Raw genomic sequence first — 25,649 nt, forward strand, 5'->3', positions numbered from 1 at the left:
GCGCGCAGCGGCTGGAAAGTGCTTTCCCATTCTGCCTGATCTGGTGACTTGCTGTCCAAACGTCTCGCCGGTCACTCAGGAAATCTACCTATGACAAAAGTAGAAACCCTAGTGTGGGAAAACGGGGAAAGCGCTTACCTTTCGTTCCGCTGATTGATCCCCGCCCACGGTCGATGCACGGCGCGCCCGACACCGGCAATCGACCGCCACGACACCCCTAGGAGACAAACCGATGTCGCAGCAGCAACTCACTCCCCTGAGCCAGGTGCTCCTGGCCGCCGGCCTGGTGGCCGCCAGCCTGCCTGGCTGGGCCCAGGACGCCAACACCACCGACCGCAAGGCCGGCGTGATCCAGGAAGTGGTGGTCACCGCCCAGAAGACCGCCCAGCCGGCGTCGAAGACGCCGGTGGCCCTGTCGGTGGTCAGTGCCGACGACCTGAAGGACGCCGGCATCACCGACGCCCGCGGCCTGGCCGAGGTCACGCCCAACCTGCAGATGGGGCAGGAGAGCGGCAAGCTGCAGATCGCCATCCGCGGCGTGGTCAGCCTGGACATGACCGAGAAGGGCGACCCCTCGGCGGCCTTCAACGTCGACGGCGCCTATGTCGCCCGTTTCGAAGCCCAGATGGGCGCCTTCCTCGACCTGGACCGCATCGAGGTGCTGCGTGGTCCGCAAGGCACGCTGTACGGTCGCAACGCCACCGCCGGCGCGATCAACCTGATCACGGCCAAGCCCGCCAAGCTCTTCGGTGCGCGCATCGAGGGTGAGATCGGCAACTACGGGGCGCGCCGCATCGAGGGCATGATCAATGTGCCGATCAACGATGTGCTGTCGCTGCGCGCCGCTGCCAGCAAGACCCAGCGCGACACCTACCTGAACCCCGGCCCCAACACCGACATCCCGCTGGAAAGCAAGAGCGACTACGCCGGCCGCGTGCACCTGCTGGCCAAGATCTCGGCCGACAGCTCGCTGCTGCTGACCGCCGAGACCAGCCATCAGGGCGGCAATGGCGCCACGCCGGTGCCGATGGGCAACTTCTTCACCGGCACCTACATCGACCGCTTGCCCTTCTCGCCGCCCGACACCGGCAACAACATCCAGAACCCGGTCTACATCGACCGCGGTTCGGCCGCCCAGCGCACCACCGGCCTGCGCTTCCAGGCCACGGATGCCCACCGCGACAACGACGCCAACGCGCTGCGCGCCGAATACAAGCGCAGCCTGGGTTTTGCAGAGCTGACCTACCAGTTGGCCTACATGAAGAGCCAGGTCGACGAGGTCCAGAACGGCGTCTACTTCGGCTTCCCGTTCCGCGGCGAGGTGCCGGGCACCGCCGAATCCACCTCGCATGAGCTGCGCCTGAATTCGCAGGGCAGCGGCCCGCTGCGTTGGGTGGCCGGCGCCTACCTGTTCGACGAGAAGGTGCACCGCGACACCATCTACCGCACCTTCATCACCGCGCCCTTCGGCAGCTTCACGGTGACCGTGCCCTTCAACGTGGACGTGCGCAACAAGTCTAAGGCGGTGTTCGGTCAGGCCACCTACGCGCTGCAGCCCGAGACCCGACTGACCATGGGTCTGCGCTACACCAAGGACGACAAGACCGGCTCCGACACCCTGGCCGGCACGCCCGCCACGCCGCCAGCCACCTCCAGCCCCGCGGCCTATTCCACCGGCGTGGCCTTCAGCAACACCAGCTGGAAGCTGGGTGTGGACCACGACCTGACGCCCGGCACCATGGTCTTCGGCTCGGTGGCCACCGGCTACAAGGCCGGCGGTTTCAACGACCAGGTCACCGCCGGCACCTACAAGCCCGAGAACCTGACCGCGGTGGAGCTGGGCGTGAAGAGCAAGCTGATGCAGGACCGCCTGCAGCTGACCGCCAGCCTCTTCCACTACGACTACAAGGACATGCAGCTGAACTCGGTGGTCTGCCGCACCAACGATCCGTCGACCTGCGGCTCGGTGACCACCAACGCGGCCAGCTCCAAGATCAACGGCGCCGAGATCGAGTCCCGCTGGCTGGTCAGCGACAACGGCCAGCTGCGTGCTTCGGTGGCGCTGACCGACGCCAAGTTCGGCACCTACAAGCCCAACGCCACCGATGACTGGAGCGGTCAGCGTCTGGACCGCGCGCCGCGCAGCGTGGTCAGCCTGGGCTACAGCCACCGCTTCAACCTGGAGTCCGGCGCCGACATCACCGCCACCGTGGGGACCCGACTGAACTCGGGCTACACGATCAGCGATCCGGCCGCCGGCGTGCGCTACGGCCAGCCCTCGTTCCGCAAGAGCGACGCCAGCCTCGGCTGGACCAGCCCCGACCAGAAGACCCAGGTCCAGCTCTTCGTGAAGAACATCGAGGACAAGATCACGATCGAGAGCCGCGTGCCGGGCAGCTTCTTCATCGGCGACCCGCGCACCTACGGCGTCCGCGCCAGCTACAGCTTCTGATGCGTGACCAGGCCCCGGCAACCCGCCGGGGCCGCCTTTTCCCCAAGGCCATTTCCATGAGCACCACCCTCCAAGGACCGGCGATCTTCCTGGCGCAGTTCGCCGGTGACCAGGCGCCGTTCAACTCCTGGCCCGCGATCACGCAGTGGGCCGCCTCGCTGGGCTACCGCGGCGTCCAGGTGCCCACCTGGGATGCGCGCCTGTTCGACCTGGACCGCGCCGCCGCATCGAAAACCTGGTGCGACGAGTTCGCCGGCATCGCGCGCGAGAACGGCGTGGCGATCACCGAGCTGTCCACCCACCTGCAGGGCCAGCTGGTGGCGGTGCACCCGGCTTACGACGAGGCCTTCGACGCCTTCGCCCCCGAGGCGCTGCGCGGCAAGCCCGCCGAGCGCCAGCGCTGGGCGGTGGACCAGGTGCTGAAGGTGGCCAAGGCTTCGCAGCACCTGGGCCTGAACGCCAGCATCAGCTTCCCCGGCGCGCTGGCCTGGCCCTTCCTGTACCCGTGGCCGCAGCGGCCGGCCGGCCTGGTGGAGGCCGCCTTTGACGAGCTGGCCAAGCGCTGGACCCCGATCCTCGACGCCTACGACGAGGCGGGCGTGGACATCGCGTTCGAGCTGCACCCCGGCGAGGACCTGCACGACGGTGTCACCTTTGACATGCTGCTCGAGCGCGTGGGCGGCCACCGTCGCCTGAACATCGCCTACGACCCCAGCCACTTCGTGCTGCAGCAGCTGGACTACCTGCAGTTCATCGACCTCTACCACGACCGCATCAAGGTCTTCCACGTCAAGGACGCCGAGTTCCGCCCCACCGGCCGCCAGGGCGTCTACGGCGGCTTCCAGTCCTGGCAGGACCGGGCCGGGCGCTTCCGCTCGCTGGGCGACGGCCAGGTGGACTTCAAGGCGGTGTTCTCGAAGATGGCCCAGTACGACTTCAAGGGCTGGGCGGTGCTGGAGTGGGAGTGCTGCCTGAAGCACCCGGAGCAGGGGGCCGCCGAAGGCGCGCCCTTCATCCGCGACCACATCATCCGCGTCACCGAGAAGGCCTTCGACGACTTCGCCGGCGGCGCCGCCGATCCCGCTCAACTGCGCCGCATGCTCGGGTTGAACTGACATGGTGGCTGCCAGCAAGAGCACTGCGGGCCGCAAGCCGGCCAGGATCCGCCTGGGCATGGTGGGTGGCGGGCAGGGCGCTTTCATCGGCGCGGTGCACCGGATCGCGGCACGCCTGGACGACCAGTACGAGCTGGTGGCCGGCGCGCTGTCGGCCTCGCCCGACAAGGCGCTGGCCTCGGGCCGCGAACTGGGCCTGGCCGACGAGCGCATCTACGACAGCTATGAGGCCATGGCGCGCGCCGAGGCTGCGCGCGACGACGGCATCGAGGCGGTGGCCATCGTCACCCCCAACCACCTGCACGCGCCGATCGCCACCGCCTTCCTGAAGGCCGGCATCCACGTCATCTGCGACAAGCCGGTGACCGTGCACAGCGCCGACGCCAGGAAGCTGGCCGCGCTGGCCAGAAAGCAGGGCCTGATCTTCGCGGTCACCCACAACTACAGCGGCTACCCGATGGTGCGCCTGGCGCGCCAGATGGTGAAGGACGGCCGGCTGGGCGACGTTCGCGTGGTCCAGGCCGAGTACCCGCAGGACTGGCTGACCGAGCCCCTGGAAACCACCGGTCAGAAGCAGGCTGCCTGGCGCACCGACCCGGTCCAGGCTGGCGGCGGGGCGATCGGCGACATCGGCTCGCACGCCTGGCACCTGGCCGACTACGTCAGCGGCCTGGCGCTGGCCGAGCTGTGCGCCGAGCTGAGCAGCTTCGTGCCTGGCCGCGCGGTGGATGACAACGCCCAGGTGCTGCTGCGTTACGCCAACGGCGCGCGCGGCGCGATCTGGGCCAGCCAGGTGGCGCCGGGCCACCTGAACGGCCTGCGCCTGCGGGTCTACGGCAGCCGTGGCGGCCTGGAGTGGTCGCAGGAGCAGCCCAACCAGCTGCGCTTCACGCCCTTCGGCCAGCCCACGCAGTTGCTGGAGCGTGGCGGGGCCGGTTTCGGCGAGGCCGGCGCCCGGGTCAATCGCATCCCGGGCGGCCACCCCGAGGGCTACCTGGAAGCCTTTGCCACGATCTACAGCGAAGTCGCCCAGCACCTGCGCGCCGCGCGCGGCGGCAAGCCCGGCAAGCCCGACAAGGCCAGCCACTTCCCGACCATCGACGACGGCCTGCGCGGCGTGCAGTTCATCGAGGCGGTGCAGCGCTCCTCGCGGCAAGGCGGCCGCTGGGTCAAGCTGCCGACGCCGTGACGCCTCCCACCCCTCCAACGAGCACCACTATGAGCCACCAGATCCGGCGTGGGGTCAGCCTCTACAGCTTCCAGAACGACACCTTCCTGCGCCGCATGACGCTGGAGGACTGCGTGCGCACCTGCGCCGAGATCGGCGCGCTGGGCATCGAGGTCGTGGGTGAACAGAGCTTCACCGGCTGGCCCGAGGTCGGCATGCCCACCGCCGAGATCGCCCACTGGCACGCGCTGATGGAGCGCTACGGCACCACCCCGGTCTGCCACGACTTCATGCTGGACTACAAGCGCGTCAAGGGCCAGGTGATGCCCTTTGCCGAGCAGGTGGCCAGCGTGAAGAAGGACATCGACTTCGGCGCCGCGCTGGGCATGCGCTACATCCGCTCGCTGGTGTCCGTCGCCCCCGAGGTGCTGGTGGCCTGCGCCGGCTATGCCGAGGACAAGGGCATCACCATCCTGCTGGAGGTGCACGCGCCGCTGCACTTCGACCACCCCTGGATCGTCCGCCACGCCGAGGCCTACGAACAGTCCGGCTCCCGGGCTCTGGGCTTCCTGCCCGACATGGGCATGTTCGTGCACCGCTTCCCGCGGGTCTGGAAGGAGCGCTTCATCCGCAATGGCGTGCCCCGGCACATCGCTGATTACATCGAGCAGGCCTACCAGGACCGCGTGCTCAGCGAGTACGTGCTGCTGGATGTGCAGCAGATGGGCGGCACCGGACCCTCGATCGCGATGGCCGAAACCCTGCGCCACAACGCCGCCTTCGAGCCGAAGCGGATGCTCGACTTCATGCACCGCATCCACAACATCCACGGCAAGTTCTACGAGATGACCGAGGACGACGTGGAGTACTCCATCCCCTACGACGAGATCGTCGCGGTGCTGAGGCAGGGCGGCTACCAGGGCTACATCTGCTCCGAGTACGAAGGCAACCGCTGGATCGAGGACGCCCACCCGGTGCAATCGGTCGAACAGGTCAGGCGCCAGCACCGGATGCTGTGCCGGCTGCTGGACGAACCCATTCCGGCCGCGCTGCGGGCCTGATCCCCACGGAGAACGCCATCATGATGGATCAGCACATGCTCTGCGACGACGGCTTCGAGAACGTCGTCAAGGGCGATCACACCACCGGCTTCGCGCTGCTGGCGCGCCTGCCCTACTACCGCGGTCTGGGCCTGTCGATGGTCGAGGACATTGCCATCGTCATTGACGGCCAGGCCGTGCCGCGCGAGGCCGTGCGCCTGGCGCTGCGCGGCCGCAGCTGGAGTCTCGACGAGATGGAGCGCTGCTTCGACGAGAAATGGAACTTCGGCGAGAAGGCCCGCGTCATCGTGTCGCGCCCGGGCGGCCTCGCGCCCGGCGCGCACCAGGTGGATCTGGCGATCCGCTACCGCGTCTCCTACCTGCCCTTCGTGCCGACCACCCGCACCGGCCGACCCCTCACCTTGGCGGTCTGACCCGCCACCACACGAACACACTGCCATGGCCCGCTTCTTCAAGAACGCCTTCAGCGACTACCTGATCACCCCCGAGGACTCGCGCATCACGCCCGAGGGCCTGGTGCTGGACCTGCGCCTGCCCTGGTACCGCTCGCTGCCGCTGTCGGTGGTGATGCCCACCCAGCTGCTGGTCGACGGCCAGACCGTGCCGCTGGACGGCGCCACCGTCGAATATGAAGGCCGGCGCTACACGCTGGCCGAGCTGCCCGAGCAGACCGGCGTGTCCTGGTTCATCCAGGACTCGGTGCTGCTGCATGTGCCCACGCCCCAGCCGCTGGCCAGCGGCCCGCACCACGTGGTGGTCACGCTGAACCTGTACCCGCCCTACATCCCGATGCTGACCCATGTGACCCGCGGTGACGCACACGTCCAGGCCGCCTGAGGGCGCGCCACCTCCACCGCACAGACGCATTGACCATGAACGCACCCCAGACCACCGCCGCGCCCAAGGGCTTCCAGCTTGGCTCCACGCTGTACAGCTTCACCAACGAGTGGCATGAGCGCCGCTACGGTTTCGAGGACCTGATCGCCGAAGTGGCCAAGCGCCAGCTGGGCCCAGGCCTGGAGCTGATCGGCTTCTCCAGCATCCGCGGCTTTCCAAACGTCAGCGACGACTTCGCGGCGCGCTTCAAGGACCTGATGGCGAAGTACGGCCTGACGCCCAGCTGCCTGAGCATCAACGCCGACATGGCCATCCGCCGCGGCACGATGATGAGCATCGACGAGGCCGTGGCCTACCACGCGCCGCAGATCGAGGCCGCCGCCAAGATGGGCTTCCCGACCATCCGCTGCCAGTTCGCCGCGCCGGTGGAGGTGATCATCCGCCTGCTGCCGCTGCTGGAGAAGCACGGCATCAAGATCGGCCCGGAAGTGCACGCGCCGCTGAACCCCAGCTCGCCGCCGGTGATGGCCTGGCGCGAGGCCTATGCCAAGGCCAATTCGCCGCTGCTGGGCTTCGTGCCCGACTTCGGCTGCTGCGCCAGCCGGCTGCCCGCCACCTACATCGCCAACCTGCGCCGCCAGGAGCTGCCCGAAGACCTGATCCAGCTGGCGCTGGAGGTGTGGCAATTGCCCAAGGACGCCGGCTGGAAGCGCCAGGAGTTCGCCCGCCGCGTGGAGCCGCTGAACGCCGACCCGGCCGATGTCAGCGCGCTGGCGGTGATGTTCAACATCCTCAGCCCCGGCACCGCCGAGATGTGGAAGGAGATCATGCCGCAGGTGGTGCACGTGCACGGCAAGTTCTACGACTTCGACGACAACGGCGACGAGGCCTCGATCGACTACAACAGCATCCTGCCGGTGTTCCACGACGGCGGCTTCACCGGCTTCATGTCCAGCGAGTGGGAGGGCCACCTCTACATGCGCAACGTCGATGCCTTCGAGATGGTGGCCAAGCACCAGGCGCAGGCGCGGCGCGTGATCGCCAAGCACACCGGAGCCGCCGCGTGAGCCAGATAGGAGTACCGCTCGCGGGGCGGTCGCTGCGCTATGCGTACATGGACCACTGGCGCGTCGACACGCCCCAGGGTCCGCTGTCGCAGTACAGCTCGGTGGAGCGTTTCGATGCCTTCCTGAAGCAGATCGCCGGCGTGGGCTACGAGGCCATCGAGACCTTCGACTTCCACCTGCCGGTGCTGCGCGACCTGTTCGGCTCGCTCGAGGCCGCGCGCGCCCACATGCAAAGCCGCGGCATCGACCGCGTGCTGAGCCTGTTCCATGCGGTGATGTACGACGCGCGCCAGAGCACGCCGCACGTGCGCGCCACGCACGACCGCATGGCGGGCTATGCCGAGTACATCATGAAGAGCAGCGCCGGCCTGGGCGTGCAGAACTTCATCGTCATGCCGGCTGGCCTGTACTTCGACGTGGAGCCGGTCACCGACGACAAGATCCGCGCCTGCGCCGAACTCTGGAACCGCATCGGCCAGATGACGCTGGAGGGCTACGGCGTCAAGACCTGCTGCCACCACGAGTTCTTCTGCGGCATCCGCAGCGCCGAGCAGCTGCGCAAGTTCTACGACTGGACCGACCCGCGCTATGTCTTCCTGTGCCTGGACACGGCGCAGCACGTGATCGCTGGCGTCGACCCGGTCCAGCTGTTCATCGAGCGCCGCGAGCGCGTGGCTGCCTTCCACCTGAAGGACACCCACCACGTCGATCTGAACGGCGACTACCGCCGCAAGCCCGACGCCGAGGTGATGGCGCCCACCACCGACCGCTGGTTCTACGAGATGGGCACCGAGGGCGGCCTGGTCGACTTCCCGGCGCTGTATGGCGCGATGAAGGACACCGCCTGGGCCGGCTGGGTGGGCGTGGAGCACGACAAGGCCGACGTCGGCGGCGGCAACTACCCCGAGAGCACGGCCATAGCGGCCTGGTACCTGCGCAACGTGCTGAGGCCCATCCATGACTGAACCACGCACCCCACGCTGGGCCTACGCCATCAACCAGTGGAAGGCCGGCTTCACCGGCTTCGCCCGGCTGGAACAGCACGAACGGGCGCTGAAGGTGACCTCTGCCTGCGGCTTCGACGCCATCGAGCTCAGCGCCGGCACCGGCCGCTGGGACCCGATGGGCCGGCCCGAGAACATCGTCATCAACTTCGGCTCGGTTGACCATTTCAAGCTGAAGCTGCGCGACTGGGGCATCCGCCGTGTGGCCAGCCTGTTCCTCGACCCGCTGCAGATGAGCTTCGAGGAGCTGCACCACGGCCTGGACTGCAGCGAGCCCGATCACCAGGCGCTGCTGCTGCAGCAGGCCGATGTGTTCGCCCGCTTCCTGGCCGAGGTCGGTGGCGAGGTGCTGGTGGTGCGCGCGCTGCCGCCCTTTGGTCGTCATGGCGGCCTCAGCGCCGAACAGCAAGCAGCCGCCGCGGCCTGCTGGAACGCGGTGGGGGCCATGACCGCCGCGCTGGGCGTGAAGACCGTGCTGCACCTGGACGCGCTGTCGGCGCTGCGCAGCATGGACGAGGTCGAGGGCTGGCTGCAGCAGCTGGACCCCGCCACCGTGGGCCTGGCGCTGGACACCGCCGAGCTGACCATCGCCGGGCACGACGTGACGGCCTGGTACCGGCGCTTCCAGGCGCGCGTCTGGCACATCCACCTGAAGGATGCACTGGCGGTCGACACCGAGGGCGAATACCGCGCCCCCAACGCCGAGCGCGCGCTGATGCTGGCTGGCGGCCAGCGCGCTGTTCCCCGCTGGTTTGGCGAACTGGGCAGCGGCCTGGTGGACTGGACCGGCTTCATGACGGCGCTGCGCGAGACCGGCTACGCCGGCTGGCTGATCGTCGAAAGCGACAAGGGCCCGGCGCCCCAGGCCGCGGCCATGATGCAGAACGCCTGGACGGTGCGGCATGTGCTGCAGCCGCTGCTGGCCTGACACCTTCACGAACGAGAACACACCATGCAACTCTGCGCGGTCATTGAAGACCTGTACATGTTCAACGAGGCCGGTGACCTGCCGGCGCGCATCCGCGCCGCCGCTGCGGCCGGCTTGAAGAAGGTCGAGTTCCACATGTGGAACCAGGTCGACCTCGACGCGGTCGCGGCTGCGCTGCAGGAGACCGGCGTCCAGCTGAAGAGCATCACCGTGGGCCCGCGGGTGGGCTGCGTGGACCGCAGCAAGACCGACTTCATCGTGGAGGCGCTGGAGCGCACCATCGTCGCCTGCCGGCGCCTGGGCGCCACCGACATGGTGATTGCCGGTGGCCCGGCGCTGAAGGACGCGTCGGCCGCCGAGCAGCATGATGCGATGGTGCACAACCTGAAGCACCTGGCCCCGGTCGCCGCCGCGGCCGGCATGCGCCTGCTGCTCGAGCCGCTGAACACCCGCGTCGACCACCCGGGCTTCTTCATGGCCTCGGCCATCGAGGGCCTGGACATCGTCGAAGCCGTGAACCACCCGGCGGTGCGTCTGCTGTACGACGCCTACCACGCCGCAGTGATGGGCGAGGACCACCGCCAGATCCTGCAGCGCGCCCACCTGATCGGCTATGTGCAGGTGGCCGACACCAACGGCCGGCATGAACCCGGCACTGGCTCCATCGCCTGGGCCACCTGGCTGGCCGACCTGAAGGCCGCCGGCTACACCGGTGACATCGGCCTGGAGTACCGCCCGAGCAACGGCACCCTGGCCTCGCTGCAGCGCACGCGCGAGGTCTTCGGCATCGCGGGGGCCGCGGCGTGAAGCTGATCCCCTGCATCGAGATGCTCTACAAGGCCGAGCATCCCGACGTCCTCGACCGCTTCCGCGCGGCCCAAGCCGACGGCTTCGACGCCGTGGACACCTGGCTGTGGCGCGACAAGCCGATCGATGCCATGGTCGATGTGGTGGCCGAGACCGGCGTGCAGGTGTTCAGCCTGTGCGCCGACCCGCGCGCCAGCCTGGTCCAACCGGCCGAGCACGCCACCGTGCTGGGCGCGGTGCGTGATGCGGTGCCGGTGGCCCGGCGCGTGAATAGCCAACTGAAGGGTGCCGGTCCGGCCGCCCGCATCATCCTGGCTTCGGGCTTCTCGGTGCCTGGCCTGGCCGAGGCCGAGCAGCGCGCCAACATCGTCGGCGTGCTGCGCGAGGCCGCCCGCATCGCCGCCGATGGCGGCGTCGAGTTGCTGCTGGAGCCGGTGCACATGGTCATCGGCGGCAACCTGATGGCGGTGCACGCCGTGCGCCAGGGCCTGGACATCGTCGAGGCGGTGGACCACCCGGCGCTGCGCCTGCTGGCCGACGTCTACCACGGCGCTGTCAGTGGCGAGACCTTCGCCCAGGCCTTCGCCGACCGCACCGAACTCATCAGCCATGTGCAGGTGGCCGATGTCGAAGGCCGCCACGAACCCGGCACCGGCCAGCTGGACTGGTTGGGCCTGCTGCCCCTGCTGCGCCAGCGCGGCTACACCGGCGCCATCGGGCTGGAGTACCTGCCCACGCTGCCGATCGATCAATCACTGGCGCTGACGCGCCGCCACCTGGGCCTGTGAGCCCGCCAAGGAACACCCACGCATGAACACGCCCCTGCCTGCCAGCGCCGATCTGGCCGCCCACATCGCCGCCCTGGAAGCCCGCGTCGCCCGCGCCGAAGCGCGCGGCGAGGTGGAGAACCTGTTCTCCAACTACATGCACCTGCACAACGGCTACGAGGACGCCCGGATCATCGACATGTGGGTCAAGCCCGGCACGCCGGGCATGCGCGCGCAGTACTCGAACAAGGGCATCTACACCAGCTGGGAGACGATCACCGAATACCACCGCGGCCGCCCCTCGCCGGTGGGCAAGCTGCTGCTGCACTACAGCACCACGCCGTCGATCCAGGTGGCGGCCGATGGCCGCAGCGCGCGCGGCATCTGGATCGTCGGTGGGGTGGAGTCGGGACTGACCGATCCCGCCCAGGCCGCCAACGCGCCCGAGTTCCTGTACGAGAAGGACCTGGTCAACGGCCAGAAGGTCTGGGCCCACTGGGTGGCCATGAAGTACGAGATGCATGCGCTGCTGCAGGACGGCGTCTGGAAGATCTGGCGCTTCCGCTGCTTCGAGGTCTTCCGCGCGCCCTATGGCCGCAACTGGATCGACTTTGCCGCCTGCACCGAGGCCGTCCCGGACTTCCAGCGCTTCCACGAGAACCTGGCCTACTTCGGTCACGACGGCAAGCCGGTGTGGCTGCCCGACACCGACCGGCCCGCCGAGGACTTCTACCAGGCCTACAGCACCCAGACCGCGCAGGCCGTGGTGCCGCGTCCGCCCGCGCCCTACGACACCGACCCCGAGACCCCCGCCGCCTGAACGGCTGTTGCCCATGACCCAAGAACACTTCGACGCGATCGTCGTCGGCTCCGGCGCCACCGGCGGCATCGCCGCCAAGGAACTCACCGAGGCCGGTCTGAACGTGCTGGTGCTGGAAGCCGGCGGCCCGCTGCCCGAGGCCCAGTTCGAAGCCGCCGCCAAGGCCCAGTTCGCCGCCATCGGCTCCTGGGCCCGCATCAAGGCCGGCCTGAGCGGCCAGCACAAGCAGGCGCTGACCTCGTTCTACTCGCCCGAGAAGGCCTTCCTGTTCGTCAACGACAACGAGCACCCCTACGAGTCGCCGCAGGACTTCTACCTGTGGCTGCGCGGCAAGCAGGTGGGCGGCCGCTTCCTGTCCTGGGGGCGGGTGGCGCTGCGCATGTCGGACTACACCTTCAAGTTCAAGAGCCATGAAGGGCAGGGCTTCGACTGGCCGATCAGCTACGCCGACCTGGCGCCCTACTACGAGCGGGTCGAGCGCACGCTGGGCGTGGTGGGCAACGACGACGGCATCGACTACTGCCCGTCGGGCAGCTATGCCAAGGCCGCCGGCCTGAGCCGCGCCGAGCAGCAGTTCAAGCAGCGCGTCGAGGCGCGCTGGGGCGATGCCAAGGTCATGGCCTGGCGCTATGTGCGCAAGGAAGCCACGCCGGTCGATGCCAAGGGCCACCGCACCACCGTGCCCCTGGCCGCTGCGGCCGCCACCGGGCGGCTGACGCTGCGCGCCCATTCGCCGGTCGAGCGCGTCAACACCGACGCACGCACCGGCCGCGCCACCGGCGTCACCTACATCGACAAGGCCACCGGCACACGCCACGAGGCGCGTGCCAACGTGGTGATGCTGTGCGCCTCCACCATCGAGAGCATCCGCCTGCTGCTGAACTCGGGTGGCGGCCAGCACCCGCACGGCCTGGGCAATGCGTCGGGTCTGGTCGGGCGCTACTTCATGGACCAGATGCTGACGCTGGGCTTCGGCACCGTGCCGGGTTTCAAGGGCGGTGAGCTGGTGGACGGCACCTCGCCGGCCGACAACCACGGCGGCGTCTACATCCCTCGCTTCCGGCAACTGCGCCAGCCCGGTGAGCTGGGCTATGCCGGCGGCTTCAACATCCAGGGCATCGTCGGTCGGCCGATGCTGCCGCCGCACATGGACTCGGTCTTCGGCCTCACCGGCCACGGCGAGATCCTGCCGCACGCCGAAAACCAGGTGCGCCTGGCCGCCCGCCGCGACCGCCTGGGCGTGCCCATCCCCTCGGTCAGCGTGCGCCTGCGCGACAACGACCTGAAGCTGCTGCGCGACCAGGTCGACACGCAGAAGGCGATGATGCAGGAGGCCGGCCTGTCGCCCGACTTCCTGATCAGCCCGCTGGGCATCGGCTCGGACGGCCCGTTCATGCCGAACAACAAGTGGTACGAGCGGCTGATGTTCCGCCTGGCCTACAAGCGCAGCGTGGCGGTGGGCGGCGCGATCCACGAGTGCGGCGGCGCCCGCATGGGCAGCGATCCGGCCAGCTCGGTGCTCAATGCGCACAACCAGGTCTGGGGCGCGCCCAATGTGTTCGTCACCGACAGCAGCTGCTTCGTCACCAACGGCACCTGCGGACCGACGCTGACCACGATGGCGCTGACCGCGCGCGCCTGCGCCTACATTGCCAGCGAGTACGGCCACTCGGCCGAGCTGCGCGCCTGAGACCCATAGAACGGAGACAGCCATGAACACGCCACGCCGCGCCGGCATCGCCCAAGGGCTGGTGATCATCCTGATCGGCCTGCTGCCGATGATGGCGATCGTCACGCTGATGCCCATCGTCCCCGCGCTGGTGAAGAACTTCCAGCATGTGCAGGGCATCCAGACGCTGGCGCCGCTGGTGCTGTCGGCGCCGGGCCTGTGCGTGGCGCTGTTCTCGCCCTTCGCCGGCACGCTGACCGACCGCATCGGGCGACGCCGGCTGCTGCTGATCTTCACCACGCTCTACGGCCTGGGCGGCGTGCTGCCCTACTTCATCACCAGCTTCGAGGCGCTGTTCGCCGGCCGGCTGCTGCTGGGCGTGGGCGAGGCCTTCATCCTGACCGTGGGCAACGCGCTGCTGGGCGACTACTTCGAGAAGGAAGAGCGCGCCAAGTGGCTGATGTGGCAGAGCCTGACCGGCCCGGCCGCCGGCGTCTTCCTGGTCACCACCAGTGGCCGCCTGTCGATGCTGGAATGGAACCTGCCCTTCCTGATCTACGGCCTGGCGCTGCTGCTGGCCTTCTTCGCCTTCTTCACCGCCTACGAGCCCGACCGCAGCGGCCAACAGGCGGTGAACGAGCCGGGCACGGCGACGATGATGGCCTTCCCCAGCGGACTGATGGTGCGCATCGCGGCGTCCACGTTCGCGCTGTCGGCGCTGTACTTCGTCTACACGCTGCAGTTCTCGCTGGCGCTTGACGAGATGGGCGTCAAGAAGGGCAGCGAGCTGGGCAACTACACGGCGGTGGCCAGCATCGGCGTGCCGGTCGGAGCGCTGCTGTTCAAACTGGTCTCCAAGCGCAGCAACGCGGCGCAGTTCACCGTCGTCTTCTCGCTGCTGGGCCTGGGCATGGTGGGCATCGGCCTGAACCTGGGCCTGGAGCCGGCAATCGCCTGCGCCTTCGTGCAGCAGCTGGGCGCCGGCATGGTGATCCCGGTGCTGATCAGCTGGAGCCTGCGCGAGCTGCCCGAGCGCTTCCGCGGCCGCGGCATGGGCTGGTGGTGCAGCGCCTTCTTCCTGGGCCAGTTCGTCTCGCCCTTCTTCGTGACCTTCGTGCGCGGCTGGGCCGGCAGCCTGCTCAACACCTTCGTGGTCTGCGGCCTGATCTGCATCGTCATCGCGCTGAGCCAGGGCCTGAGCCACCGGCGCGCGATGCTGGTGCCGGCGCGCTGAGCGGGCGTCCCTGCTGAATGTCCCTGGCCTCCCGGCTGCGGCCGGGGGCTGGCCACGCCTTTGCCTGATCCATGAGCCTGCCCAACCTGTCCAGCACTGCGCCGCCCCTGGTGGGCCGGCGCCGCACCTGGGCCTTCGCCATCGTCGCCATCGCCTTCGTGATGGACCTGCTGGACGTCACCATCGTCAACGTGGCGCTGCCGGCCATCGGCCGGTCGCTGCAGGCCGGGCAGGCGCAGGTGGCCTGGATCGTCGCCGGCTATGCGCTGGCCTTTGCCGTGCTGCTGGTGATCGGCGGCCGGCTGGGCGATCTGTACGGCCACCGCACGATGTTCCTGTGGGGCGTGGGCAGCTTCACGCTGGCCTCGGCGGCCTGTGGCCTGGCGGGTTCGGCCGATGCGCTGGTGCTGGCGCGGCTGGCGCAGGGCGCCTGTGCCGCCATCATGGTGCCGCAGGTGCTGACGCTGATGCAGGCGATGTATGCGCCGCACGAACGCATGCGCGCCTTCACCATCTTCGGTCTGCTGGGCGGCGTGTCGTCGGCGCTGGGGCCGGTGGTCGGTGGGCTGATGGTGGACGCCAACCTGGCGGGGCTGGGCTGGCGGCTGGTGTTCCTGATCAACCTGCCGGTGGGGCTGCTGGCGATCGCCGGCGCGCTGCGCCTGCTGCCGCAGGACCCTCCGCAACCCGGCACCGTGCTCGACCTGGGCGGCACGCTGTGGTGCCTGGCGGCGGCGGTGGCCTGGGCGGTGCCGCTGGTGCAGGGGCCCGAGCAGGGCTGGACGCTGCCGCTGTTCGCGCTGCTGGCCTGTGCGCCCGGCTTCACGCTCGGCCTGTGGCAGCACTGCCGCCGGCTGGAGGCCCGCGGCGGGCAGCCGATCGTGCAGCCCTCGCTGCTGGAGGACCGCGGCTACCGGCTCGGGCTGGGGCTGTCGCTGCTGTGCACCGGTGTGCTGCCGGCCTACCTGTTCGTGATGACCCTGGCCTGGCAGCTGGGCGCCGGCCTCAGCGCGACGCAGATGTCGCTGCTGTCGATGCCGATTGCGCTGGGCGTGATGCTCAGCGTCAGCACGCTGGGCCGCATCGCCTTCCAGCGCCTGGGCGGCCGCTGCATCGGCCTGGGCCTGGGCATCCAGGCGCTGGGCATCGCCCTGATGGCGGTGATCAGCGCCGGCGGGCTGGGCGAGCCGGTGCAGCAGGTGCTGGCCCCGCTGGGCCTGCTGGCGCAGGGCCTGCTGGGCCTGGGCGTGGGTTTCATCGGGCCGCCGCTGACCGCGGTCACGCTGCAGTCGGTGCCGCGTGCGCAGGCCGGTGGGGCCTCGGGGGCGGTCAACGCGGGCCGGCAGTTCGCGGCGGTGCTGGCGATCGCGCTGGTGGCGGCGCTGCTGCCCAGCGGACCCGGCCAGGCCTTCACGCCGCGCACGCTGCTGCAGGCGCTGCCGGTGCTGATGGGCTTGCTGCTGTTGAGCATGGGCCTGGCCTGGCGGCTGCCCGCCGTGCCGCCAACCCCCGTGCCCGCCGCGGCGCACTGACGAACCAGGAGGAACAGGCCATGACACAACACACGCCCGTGCGCTGGGCCGTGGTCGGCAGCGGCGGCATCGCCCGCCGCACCGTGGGCGACCTGCGCCTGTGCGACGGGGCGCAGGTGGTGGCGATCTGCTCGCGCTCGCGCGAGCGCGCCGAGGCCTTCGCGCAGGCGCATGGCCTGCCGCTGGCCTTCGACGACTTCGCGCAGCTGTGCGCCAGCGACCAGGTCGACGCGCTCTACATCGGCACCCCGCACGCCACCCACTTCGCACTGGCCAGCCAGGCGCTGCGTGCCGGCAAGCATGTGCTGTGCGAGAAGCCGCTGACGATGACCGCCGACGAGACCCGCGAGCTCGGCCGGCTGGCGCGGGCGCACGGCGCCTTTCTGATGGAGGCAATGTGGATGAAGTTCAGCCCGGCCATGCGCAAGGCGGTCGAGCTGGTCGCCGCCGGCGCCATCGGCGAGCCGCGGCTGCTGCAGGCCGGCCTGGGCTACCCGGTGCCGCCCGATGGCCCGGCGCGCTTCTGGGACCCGGCGCTGGGGGGCGGCGCGCTGTATGACATGGGTGTCTACACGATCACGCTGGCGCAGATGTTTCTGGGCGAGCTGGCCGAGATTTCGGTCACCGGCACGATGCGCCCTGACGGCGTGGACCTGGAGGAGGCCATCACGCTGCGCTACGCCGGTGGCGCGCTGGCCCAGCTGAGCACCTCCATCACGTCGCTGATCCCGCCGCGCGGCTGGCTCAGCGGCCGTCGGGGCGCGATCGACTTCCTGGAGCCGCTGTTCTCACCGGCGGGCTTCAAGCTGATCACTGGCCAGCCGCCTGCGCCGCCCCAGGTGGAGCAGCTGGACTTCCCGCGCGAGGGCGCCGGCTATGTGCCCATGTTCCGCGCCGTCAATGCCGCCATCCTGGCGGGTGCCACCGGGCATCCGCTGCACCCGGTCGAGGCCAGCGCCGAGGTGTTGTCCATCATGCAGGCCATCCAGGCCCAGCTGGCCAGCGAACGCGATGCGCGCCAGTCGCGCTGAGCTGCCGCACCCCTCTGCGAGGCGCCCCCAGGGCGAGATGCCATGTCCACTGTCTTTTCGGAACTGCCGACGGTCCGCTACGAAGGTCCGTCCTCCACCAACCCCTTCGCCTTCCGCTGGTACGACGCCCAGCGCGTGGTGCTGGGCAAGACCCTGGCCGAGCACCTGCGCCCGGCGGTCTGCTACTGGCACAGCTTCTGCTGGGGCGGGCAGGACCCGTTCGCGCTGGGTGGCCCGCTGTTTGATCGCCCCTGGTTCAGCGGCGCGCCGCTGGCCGCAGCGCAGCTGAAGCTGGACAACGCCTTCGACTTCTTCCGCCGTCTGGGCCTGCCCTTCTGGTGCTTCCATGACCGCGATGTGGCCCCGGAAGGCGCCACGCTGAGCGAATCGAACGCCCTGCTCGATGCGGTGCTGGAGCGCGCCGCGCGCCAGATGCAGGACAGCGGCGTGCGCCTGCTGTGGGGCACGGCCAACCTGTTCAGCCACCCGCGCTACATGAGCGGTGCCGCCACCAACCCCGATCCCGAGGTCTTCGCCTACGCCGCCGCGCAGGTCAAGCATGCGATCGAGTGGACGCACCGCCTGGGCGGCGCCAACTATGTGCTGTGGGGCGGCCGCGAAGGCTACGAGAGCCTGCTCAACACCGACCTGAAGCGCGAACTGGACCAGTACGGCCGTTTCCTGGCGGCGGTGGTCGAGCACAAGCACAAGATCGGCTTCACCGGCACCATCCTGATCGAGCCCAAGCCGCAGGAGCCCACCAAGCACCAGTACGACTACGACAGCGCCACGGTGGATGGCTTCCTGCGCCGCTACGGCCTGCAGGGCGAGGTCAAGCTCAACCTGGAGGTCAACCACGCCACGCTGGCCGGCCACAGCTTCGAGCACGAGGTGGCCACCGCCGCTGCGCTGGGCCTGCTGGGCTCGATCGACGCCAACCGCGGCGACGAGCAGCTGGGCTGGGATACCGACCAGTTCCCCAACAACCATGTGCAGCTGGTGCCGGCGATGCTGGAGATCATCCGCCATGGCGGCCTGGGGCAGGGCGGCATGAACTTCGACGCCAAGGTGCGCCGCCAGAGCATCGACCCCGAGGACCTGCTGATCGGCCACATCGGCGGCATCGACACGCTGGCGCGCGCCTTCCTGTGCGCGGCCGAGCTGCAGGCCTCGGGCGAGCTGGAACGCGCGGTGGAGCAGCGCTATGCCGGCTGGCAGGGCGAACTGGGCCAGGCCATCCTGGGCGGCGCCAGTCTGGAGACGCTGGCCCAGCGCGTACAGGCGCAGGACCTGTCGCCGCAGCCGCGCTCGGGCCGCCAGGAGCGGCTCGAGAACCTGGTCAACCGTTTCGTCTGAATCGGAGGTGCTGATGCGTCTGCGTGTGTTTGCGCGCCTGTTCGCGCTGGCCTGGCTGCTGGGCGCGTCGGCGCTGTCGGCGCAGCCCGCGCCCGAACCGCTGCGCCCCGAGGTGGCCAAGCCACTGCAGGCGGCGCAGGAGGCCATCCGCGCCGGCCAGGGCGCCCAGGCGCTGGCCCGCGTGCGCGAGGCCGAGGCGGTGCCCCAGCCCAACGCGCAGGAGCGCTACCTGATCCTGCGCCTGCGCGCGCCGGCCGCGGCGCTGGCGGGCGAACACAGCCAGGCGGTGGCGGACTTCGAGGCCGTGCTGGCCAGCGACCGCTTGCCGGCGGCCGAGCGCCCGGCGCTGTGGCAGGTGCTGCTGCAGACCGCGCAGCGCGCCAACGACCCCGCCGCCGTGGTGCGCGTGGTCCGTGCCCAGCAGGTCGAAGGCGCGCGCGAGCCGCGCCTGTGGCTGGCCCTGGCCCAGGCCCAGGCCACGCTGAAGAACGATGCCGGCGTGGTCCAGGCGCTGCAGGGCCTGGTGGCCGACGACGAGGCCGCCAGCCGGCCCACGGCCGAGGCGCCGCTGAAGCTGCTGGCCGCCACCCAGCTGCGCCAGGTCGACGCCGCTGGCTATGCGACCACGCTGGAGCACCTGCTGCGACACCACCCGCAGCCCGCCTACTGGGCCGACCGGCTGGCGCGGCTGCGCGCCGCGCCGGGCTTTCCGCCACGGCTGCTGCTCGACACCTGGCGCCTGGCGCGCCAGGCCGGCGCGCTGCTGGATGCGGACGACGCTGCCGAGCTGCTGCGGCTGGCGGTGCAGGCCGGCCTGCCGGGCGAGGCGCTGGCGGTGCTGGACGAGGCGCAGAGCCGCGGACTGCTGAGCGCCAGTTCGGCCGAGGTCGCGCGCCGCCCGGCGCTGCAGCGGGCGCTGGCGCAAGACCAGGCCGGACTGGCCGGCAGCGAGGCCGACGCGCGCCGCGCCCCCGACGGCCAGGCGCTGTTCAGCCTCGGCCAGGCGATGGTCTCGATGGGCCAGACCGAGCCCGGCCTGCAGCGCATGGCCGAGGGCCTGGCCCGCGGCGGCCTGCGCCAGCCCGACGAGGCGCGGCTGCGCCTGGCGGTGGCGCGCTGGCAGGCCGGCCACGCCGAGGCCGCACGCAGCGAGTGGCGCGCGCTGGCCGCCGGCCCCGCCGGCCCGGTGGCCGACCTGGCGCGGCTGTGGGGGCTGCTGGCGGCGCGCTGACGCGCAGGCACTCCCTCACCATGGGGGGACGATCTCCCGATGTTGGCGGTCCGGATGGCGGCGCTGCAGTCCGTCTTCCAGGGTGGGTGGCGAGCAGCCGCCCGATTCATCCACCCCTTTTCCTGACCACGGGAGATCACCATGACCGGTATCAGCATCGAGAAGCACGCCCTGAAGTTCAACGGCAGCGGCTACTTCATGGACAACGCACAGCTGGTGAAGCTGGGCACGCATGGCGAGAAGGCCGGGCTCATCGGGAGCGTCGGCAAGCTCGAGCCCAAGGGGCAGCTGGCGCAGGACCGCTTCGAGGACAAGATCCGCAGCGCCGGCCCCTATCTGCTCGACACTGCCAGCACCACCAAGGCCGACTTCACCGGCAGCGTGGCGGCCAACCTGGTGGTGGCGGGCTTCTCCGGCTCGACCAGCGCGATGTACGACGCTTTCAAGGTCGGCCACCTGAAGCTCGTCCAGCTCTACGTCCTGGAGACGCCGATGGTCGACGCTGTCAATGGCGCGCCCAAGGCGCGTGACGCGATCCACGGCTATGGCTCGGATGGCCGCATCGTGCACAGCATCATCATCGCGCTGGAAGCCAGCCTGGCCGAGGGCCTGACCGCCAGCGCCAGCGTGAACGCCAGCGTCGACGTGGGTGGCATCCTGTCGGTGTCCATCGGCGGCGGTGTGGGCGGCGGCCAGGTGCAGAAGATCGTGCTGCCGCCGCAGGCCACGCTGGCCTACGGCCTGTTGAAGCTGGAGTGGAGCAGCCGCGACGACCGCTTCAACGGCAGCCACGTCGACGAGACCGGCCTGCTCTGAGCGGACCTGCGCGCGCAGGGGCCGGCCGGGCTGCCGCCCAGCCGGCCACGCGTTTCCCGGCGTATGCTCGCGCCTTGATGAACCAGACAGTACATCCCGCCCCGAAGCCGGCCCGCAAGCGCGGCCGCCCCGCCGCCGTGCCGGCCGACGCTGCCGACAGCGGGCGCACCAACGACCCCGAGCGCACGATGGCCGACATCCTGGAGGTGGCGACCGCCGAGTTCGCCGCCAAGGGCCTGGCCGGTGCCCGCATCGACGAGATCGCCGCGCTGACGCGCACCAGCAAGCGGATGATCTACTACTACTTCGAGAGCAAGGAAGGGCTGTACGTCCACGTGCTCGAAGCGGCCTATGCGCGCATCCGCCGCATCGAGTCGGAGCTGCACCTGGAGAACCTCGAGCCCGAGCGGGCGCTGCGCACGCTGGTCGCGTTCACCTACGACTACCAGCTGGCCAACCCCGATTTCATCCGCCTGGTGATGAACGAGAACATGCACCGCGGCGAGTACCTGGCGCGCTCCACCACGATCCGCCGGCTCAACGTGCCGGCGATCGCGGCGGTCGAGGAGGTCTACCGCCGCGGGGTGGCCAGCGGTGCCTTCCGGCCCGATGTCGATCCGGTGGACCTGCACATGTCGATCTCGGCGCTGTGCTTCTTCAACGTCTCGAACCGCCACACCTTCTCGCTGATTTTCGGCCGCGAGCTGGACTCGCCGGCCGCTGTTGCGGCGCGGCGCGAGAGCATCGTCGAGATGATCGTGCGGCACGTGCGCCGCTGAGGCGCGGTCGAACCCGATGGATCAGGGTTTGACCCGATAAAAAAACTAACCAGTTCGTACATTATTCGGTCCGCGCGGCCTGCACAGCCGGCGTGGCCCCTCGAAGGAGACACAGACATGGACAACTTGCTCGGTCGCTACTGCCGCCTGCTGGAGTGGCTGCTGGTGGCACTGCTGGCGCTGATGGTGCTGCTGGTGTTCGGCAACGTGGTGGCGCGCTACGGCTTCAACAGCGGCATCACCGAGTCCGAGGAACTCTCGCGCTGGCTGTTCGTCTGGCTGACCTTCCTGGGCGCCATCGTCGGCCTGCGTGAGCGCGCCCACCTGGGCTCGGACATGCTGGTCAGCCGCCTGGGCCCGCTGGGCAAGCGCGTCTGCCTGGCGCTGGGTCAGGGCCTGATGCTCTTCGCCACCTGGCTGCTGCTGAAGGGCTCGTGGGAACAGGTGCAGATCAACCTGGAGGTCGAAGCCCCGGTGACTGGCGCGTCGGTGGGCCTCTTCTACGCCGCGGGGGTCGTCTTTGCCGTCTCCACCGGGGTCATGCTGCTGCTGGAGCTGTGGCGCACGCTCAGCGGCCAGCTGAGCGAGCAGGACCTGGTGATGGTCCAGGAGAGCGAGGACCTGGCGCAGATCGAGGACCTGCATCTCGACCGCTCACACACCTTCAAGAAGCATTGATCCACCCCGGGAGCGTTTGTCATGACCGTCTTCATCTTCCTGGGATCACTGCTGGCCGTGATGGCCCTGGGCGTGCCCATCGCCTACGCGCTGCTGCTGTCGGGCGTGGCGCTGATGCTGCATCTGGACATGTTCGACGCGCAGATCCTGGCGCAGAACACCGTCAACGGTGCCGACAGCTTCCCGCTGCTGGCCGTGCCCTTCTTCATGCTGGCCGGCGAGATCATGAACGTCGGCGGCCTGTCGCGCCGCATCGTGCACCTGGCGCTGACGCTGGTGGGCCACCTGCGCGGCGGCCTGGGCTTCGTGGCCATCGTCGCCGCCTGCCTGCTGGCGGCGCTGTCGGGCTCGGCGGTGGCCGACACCGCCGCGCTGGCCTCGCTGCTGCTGCCGATGATGGTGGCGGCCGGCCACGACAAGGCACGTGCCGGCGGCCTGATCGCCTCGGCCGGCATCATCGCGCCGGTGATCCCGCCGTCGATCGGCTTCGTCGTCTTCGGCGTGGCCGGTGGCGTGTCGATCTCCAAGCTGTTCCTCGCCGGCATCGTGCCGGGCCTGCTGATGGGCCTGGCGATCGCTGCGGCGTGGTGGTGGGTGGCCAAGCGCGAGAACATCTCGCCGCCGCCCAAGGCCACGCTGGCCCAGCGCCTGCACGCGCTGAAGGAATCGACCTGGGCGCTGGTGCTGCCGGTGATCGTGGTGGTCGGCCTGAAGATGGGCGTGTTCACGCCCACCGAGGCGGCGGTGGTGGCGGCGGTCTACGCGCTGCTGGTGTCCACCCTGGTCTACCGCGAACTGAAGTGGAAGCAGCTGCACGAGGTCTTCGTGGCCGCGGCCAAGACCACCTCGGTGATCATGCTGCTGGTGGCCGCCGCCATGGTCAGCGCCTGGCTGATCACCGTGGCCGACATCCCCAGCAAGATGATCGCGCTGCTCGAGCCCTTCATGGGCAACCAGACCCTGCTGCTGATCGCCATCATGGTGCTGGTGATGGCGGTGGGCACGGCGATGGACATGACGCCCACGATCCTGATCATGACCCCGGTGCTGATGCCGGTGATCAAGGCCGCGGGCATCGACCCGGTCTACTTCGGCGTGCTGTTCATCATCAACAACGCGATCGGCCTGATCACGCCGCCCGTGGGCACCGTGCTCAACGTGGTGGCCGGCGTGGGCAAGATGAAGATGGATGACGTCACCCGCGGCGTGCTGCCCTTCATGCTGGCGCAGCTCGCGGTGATGTTCCTGATGGTGCTGGTGCCCGAGCTGGTCACCGTGCCGGCCCGCTGGTTCAGCCACTGACGCCCCCGTTCCCCCCCAACGACACCCGGAGACCTGCCATGACCCGACTGACCCGCCGCGCGCTCGGCCTTGCCCTGGCCGCCGCCAGCCTGTGCACCGCGCTGCTGCCCGCCCAGGCGCAGGAGCGCACATTCAAGCTGGCGCTGCAGAACCCCAAGGGCCACCCGCTGGAGATCGGTGCCAGCAAGTTCGCCGAGCTGGTGGCTGCCAGGAGCGGGGGCCGCTTCAAGGTCAGTGTCTTCCCCGGCGGCACGCTGGGCGGCGACGCGCCCAACGTGTCGGCGCTGCAGGGCGGCACGATCGACTTCGTGCAGCTGAACTCAGGCATCCTGGCCTCGCAGATCAAGGACTTCGAGGTCTTCGACTTCCCCTTCATGTTCGCCAACGCCAAGGAGGCCGACGCGGTGGTCGACGGCCCCTTCGGCCAGAAGCTGCATGCGCGCCTGCTGGACAAGGGCATCGTCGGCCTGGCCTTCGTCGAGCTGGGCTTTCGCAACATCACCAACAGCCGCAAGGCGATCAGCACGGTCGATGACATCGCCGGCCTGAAGCTGCGCGTCATTCCCAACGCGATCAACATCGACTGGGTCAAGGCGCTGGGCGCCAACCCCACGCCGATGGCCTTCCCCGAGGTCTACGCCGGCCTGGAGCAGAAGGCGATCGACGGCCAGGAGAACCCGCTGTCGGTCATCCTGGCCAACAAGTTCTACGAGGTGCAGAAGTACCTGACGGTCACCAACCACCAGTACAACCCGCAGTCGCTGATCATGAGCCGCAAGGTCTGGGACAGCCTGACTGACGCCGACCGCAAGCTGATCAAGGACGCCGCCGTCGAGGCCTCGGCGTTCCAGCGCAAGGTCAACCGCGACAAGTCGGCCGACGATCTGGACGAACTCAAGCGCGCCGGCATGACGGTCAGTGAACTCTCGCCCGCCGAGCAGGCCAAGCTGCGCGACAAGCTCAAGCCGGTGGTCGAGAAGCACGGCGCGGCCATCGCCGCCACCGTGGCCGAGCTGCAGGCCGAGCTGGCCAAGCTGCGCAAGTAAGCCGTCCGCGCCAGGACGCAAGGAGTCACCACGATGAACGCCACGGTCTCGGACCCGGCGCTGACGCTGCTCACCCCGGCCACGCCGCAAGGCTTGCTGGGCCTGATCGGCAGCGGCATCGGCCAGTCGCTGACCCCGGCCCTGCACCAGCAGGAGGCGGGGCACCACGGGCTGCGCCTGCACTACCAGCTGATCGACCTCGACCGCTTTGGCGGCAGCGCCGCCGATCTGCCCTGGCTGCTCAGCGCCGTGCGGGCCATCGGCTTCGGCGGCCTGAACATCACCTACCCCTGCAAGCAGGCGGTGATCCCGCACCTGGACGAGCTGTCCGACGAGGCGCGCGAGATGGGCGCGGTCAACACCGTGGTGATCCGCGACGGCCGCCTGATCGGTCACAACACCGACGGCTCGGGCTGGGCCCGTGGTTTTCGCCGCGCGCTGCCCCAGGCCGACCTGGGCGCCGTGGCGCTGCTGGGCGCCGGCGGCGCCGGCGCGGCCATCGCCCATGCGGTGCTGCGGCTGGGGGCGGACGAGCTGCGCATCGTTGACGCCGACCCGGCCCGCGCCGCCGCGCTGGCGGCCGAGCTGGGCCCGCGCGCCCGCGCGGCCGCCGACGCGGCCCAGGCGCTCGCCGGGGCCACCGGCCTGATCCACGCCACGCCCACCGGCATGGCCAAGCTGCCCGGTCTGCCACTGGACGCGGGCCTGCTGCACGCCGGCCAGTGGGTCTCGGAGGTGGTGTATTTCCCGTTGGACACCGCGCTGCTGCGCGAGGCCCGCGCCCGCGGTTGCGCCGTGTCCGACGGCGGCGGCATGGCGGTCGGCCAGGCCTTGGGCGCCTTCGAGCTGTTCACCGGACTGACCGCCGATGCCGACCGCGTGGAACACCACTTCCGCCAGTTGGTCGCGCTGCGCCAGCGCGGCGAATGCTGATTCCCCTGCCGAGGTG

24 protein-coding genes are annotated in these 25,649 nt (G+C 69.7%); all 24 read left to right on the top strand.

Features of this window, described 5'->3' with window-relative positions; all coding sequences use genetic code 11:
• Window positions 1-232: 232 nt before the first annotated feature.
• The 24 genes from KAK03_RS02650 to KAK03_RS02765 all read left to right on the top strand — a co-directional run bounded on the left by KAK03_RS02650 (window position 233) and on the right by KAK03_RS02765 (window position 25,633).
• Complete coding sequence (locus KAK03_RS02650; RefSeq protein ID WP_210851614.1) at window positions 233-2,452, top strand: TonB-dependent receptor; 2,220 nt, start codon at window positions 233-235, stop codon at window positions 2,450-2,452.
• A 56-nt stretch (window positions 2,453-2,508) separates the two neighbouring features.
• Window positions 2,509-3,567 carry a sugar phosphate isomerase/epimerase family protein gene (locus tag KAK03_RS02655; protein WP_210851615.1) on the top strand — a complete coding sequence of 353 codons (1,059 nt, stop codon included), beginning with the start codon at window positions 2,509-2,511 and terminating at the stop codon, window positions 3,565-3,567.
• A 1-nt stretch (window position 3,568) separates the two neighbouring features.
• Window positions 3,569-4,756 carry a Gfo/Idh/MocA family protein gene (locus tag KAK03_RS02660; protein ID WP_210851616.1) on the top strand — a complete coding sequence of 396 codons (1,188 nt, stop codon included), beginning with the start codon at window positions 3,569-3,571 and terminating at the stop codon, window positions 4,754-4,756.
• Window positions 4,757-4,785: 29 nt separating this feature from the next.
• Window positions 4,786-5,796, top strand: a complete 1,011-nt coding sequence (locus KAK03_RS02665; RefSeq protein ID WP_210851617.1) for a sugar phosphate isomerase/epimerase family protein — start codon at window positions 4,786-4,788, stop codon at window positions 5,794-5,796.
• A gap of 20 nt (window positions 5,797-5,816) precedes the next feature.
• Window positions 5,817-6,209: a C-glycoside deglycosidase beta subunit domain-containing protein gene (locus tag KAK03_RS02670; RefSeq protein ID WP_247660870.1), complete on the top strand. Its 393-nt coding sequence runs from the start codon at window positions 5,817-5,819 to the stop codon at window positions 6,207-6,209.
• Window positions 6,210-6,234: 25 nt separating this feature from the next.
• Window positions 6,235-6,633 (top strand): C-glycoside deglycosidase beta subunit domain-containing protein, encoded by a 399-nt coding sequence (locus KAK03_RS02675; RefSeq protein WP_210851618.1) that lies wholly within the window; start codon window positions 6,235-6,237, stop codon window positions 6,631-6,633.
• 35 nt (window positions 6,634-6,668) lie between these two features.
• On the top strand, window positions 6,669-7,700 hold the full coding sequence (locus KAK03_RS02680; RefSeq protein ID WP_210851619.1) for a sugar phosphate isomerase/epimerase family protein: 1,032 nt from the start codon (window positions 6,669-6,671) through the stop codon (window positions 7,698-7,700).
• 47 nt (window positions 7,701-7,747) lie between these two features.
• The gene (locus KAK03_RS02685; RefSeq protein ID WP_210851620.1) at window positions 7,748-8,665 is read left to right on the top strand and encodes a sugar phosphate isomerase/epimerase family protein; all 918 of its coding nucleotides are present in this window, start codon (window positions 7,748-7,750) and stop codon (window positions 8,663-8,665) included.
• Entirely contained in the window at window positions 8,658-9,632 is a 975-nt protein-coding gene (locus KAK03_RS02690) for a sugar phosphate isomerase/epimerase family protein (protein WP_210851621.1), read from the top strand. Before KAK03_RS02685 ends, KAK03_RS02690 begins: the two co-directional genes overlap by 8 nt.
• A gap of 24 nt (window positions 9,633-9,656) precedes the next feature.
• Window positions 9,657-10,439, top strand: coding sequence for a TIM barrel protein (locus KAK03_RS02695; RefSeq protein ID WP_210851622.1), 783 nt, complete (start codon window positions 9,657-9,659; stop codon window positions 10,437-10,439).
• Complete coding sequence (locus KAK03_RS02700) at window positions 10,436-11,227, top strand: TIM barrel protein (protein ID WP_210851623.1); 792 nt, start codon at window positions 10,436-10,438, stop codon at window positions 11,225-11,227. The genes KAK03_RS02695 and KAK03_RS02700 overlap by 4 nt, the downstream gene beginning before the upstream one ends.
• Before the next feature lie 22 nt (window positions 11,228-11,249).
• A complete protein-coding gene (locus KAK03_RS02705) occupies window positions 11,250-12,026 on the top strand; it encodes a nuclear transport factor 2 family protein (protein ID WP_210851624.1) in 777 nt (258 codons plus the stop codon).
• Between the two features lie 13 nt (window positions 12,027-12,039).
• Window positions 12,040-13,716: a GMC family oxidoreductase gene (locus tag KAK03_RS02710; protein ID WP_210851625.1), complete on the top strand. Its 1,677-nt coding sequence runs from the start codon at window positions 12,040-12,042 to the stop codon at window positions 13,714-13,716.
• Between the two features lie 22 nt (window positions 13,717-13,738).
• Window positions 13,739-14,929, top strand: a complete 1,191-nt coding sequence (locus KAK03_RS02715; protein WP_210851626.1) for an MFS transporter — start codon at window positions 13,739-13,741, stop codon at window positions 14,927-14,929.
• Between the two features lie 71 nt (window positions 14,930-15,000).
• Complete coding sequence (locus KAK03_RS02720) at window positions 15,001-16,461, top strand: MFS transporter (RefSeq protein WP_210851627.1); 1,461 nt, start codon at window positions 15,001-15,003, stop codon at window positions 16,459-16,461.
• Window positions 16,462-16,481: 20 nt separating this feature from the next.
• Window positions 16,482-17,492 carry a Gfo/Idh/MocA family protein gene (locus KAK03_RS02725; RefSeq protein WP_210851628.1) on the top strand — a complete coding sequence of 337 codons (1,011 nt, stop codon included), beginning with the start codon at window positions 16,482-16,484 and terminating at the stop codon, window positions 17,490-17,492.
• Between the two features lie 42 nt (window positions 17,493-17,534).
• Window positions 17,535-18,848, top strand: a complete 1,314-nt coding sequence (xylA, locus tag KAK03_RS02730) for a xylose isomerase (protein ID WP_210851629.1) — start codon at window positions 17,535-17,537, stop codon at window positions 18,846-18,848.
• A 13-nt stretch (window positions 18,849-18,861) separates the two neighbouring features.
• Window positions 18,862-20,079, top strand: coding sequence for a hypothetical protein (locus tag KAK03_RS02735; protein ID WP_210851630.1), 1,218 nt, complete (start codon window positions 18,862-18,864; stop codon window positions 20,077-20,079).
• A 141-nt stretch (window positions 20,080-20,220) separates the two neighbouring features.
• Window positions 20,221-20,895, top strand: coding sequence for a hypothetical protein (locus KAK03_RS02740; RefSeq protein WP_210851631.1), 675 nt, complete (start codon window positions 20,221-20,223; stop codon window positions 20,893-20,895).
• A 77-nt stretch (window positions 20,896-20,972) separates the two neighbouring features.
• Entirely contained in the window at window positions 20,973-21,674 is a 702-nt protein-coding gene (locus tag KAK03_RS02745; RefSeq protein WP_210851632.1) for a TetR/AcrR family transcriptional regulator, read from the top strand.
• A 117-nt stretch (window positions 21,675-21,791) separates the two neighbouring features.
• The gene (locus tag KAK03_RS02750; protein ID WP_210851633.1) at window positions 21,792-22,352 is read left to right on the top strand and encodes a TRAP transporter small permease; all 561 of its coding nucleotides are present in this window, start codon (window positions 21,792-21,794) and stop codon (window positions 22,350-22,352) included.
• Window positions 22,353-22,373: 21 nt separating this feature from the next.
• Window positions 22,374-23,654 (top strand): TRAP transporter large permease subunit, encoded by a 1,281-nt coding sequence (locus KAK03_RS02755; RefSeq protein ID WP_210851634.1) that lies wholly within the window; start codon window positions 22,374-22,376, stop codon window positions 23,652-23,654.
• 38 nt (window positions 23,655-23,692) lie between these two features.
• Window positions 23,693-24,700 carry a TRAP transporter substrate-binding protein gene (locus KAK03_RS02760; protein WP_210851635.1) on the top strand — a complete coding sequence of 336 codons (1,008 nt, stop codon included), beginning with the start codon at window positions 23,693-23,695 and terminating at the stop codon, window positions 24,698-24,700.
• Window positions 24,701-24,733: 33 nt separating this feature from the next.
• Window positions 24,734-25,633: a shikimate dehydrogenase gene (locus KAK03_RS02765; protein WP_210851636.1), complete on the top strand. Its 900-nt coding sequence runs from the start codon at window positions 24,734-24,736 to the stop codon at window positions 25,631-25,633.
• Window positions 25,634-25,649: the final 16 nt, after the last annotated feature.

It is taken from the genome of Ideonella alba, assembly GCF_018069845.1.
GTDB classification, from domain to species: domain Bacteria; phylum Pseudomonadota; class Gammaproteobacteria; order Burkholderiales; family Burkholderiaceae_C; genus Ideonella; species Ideonella alba.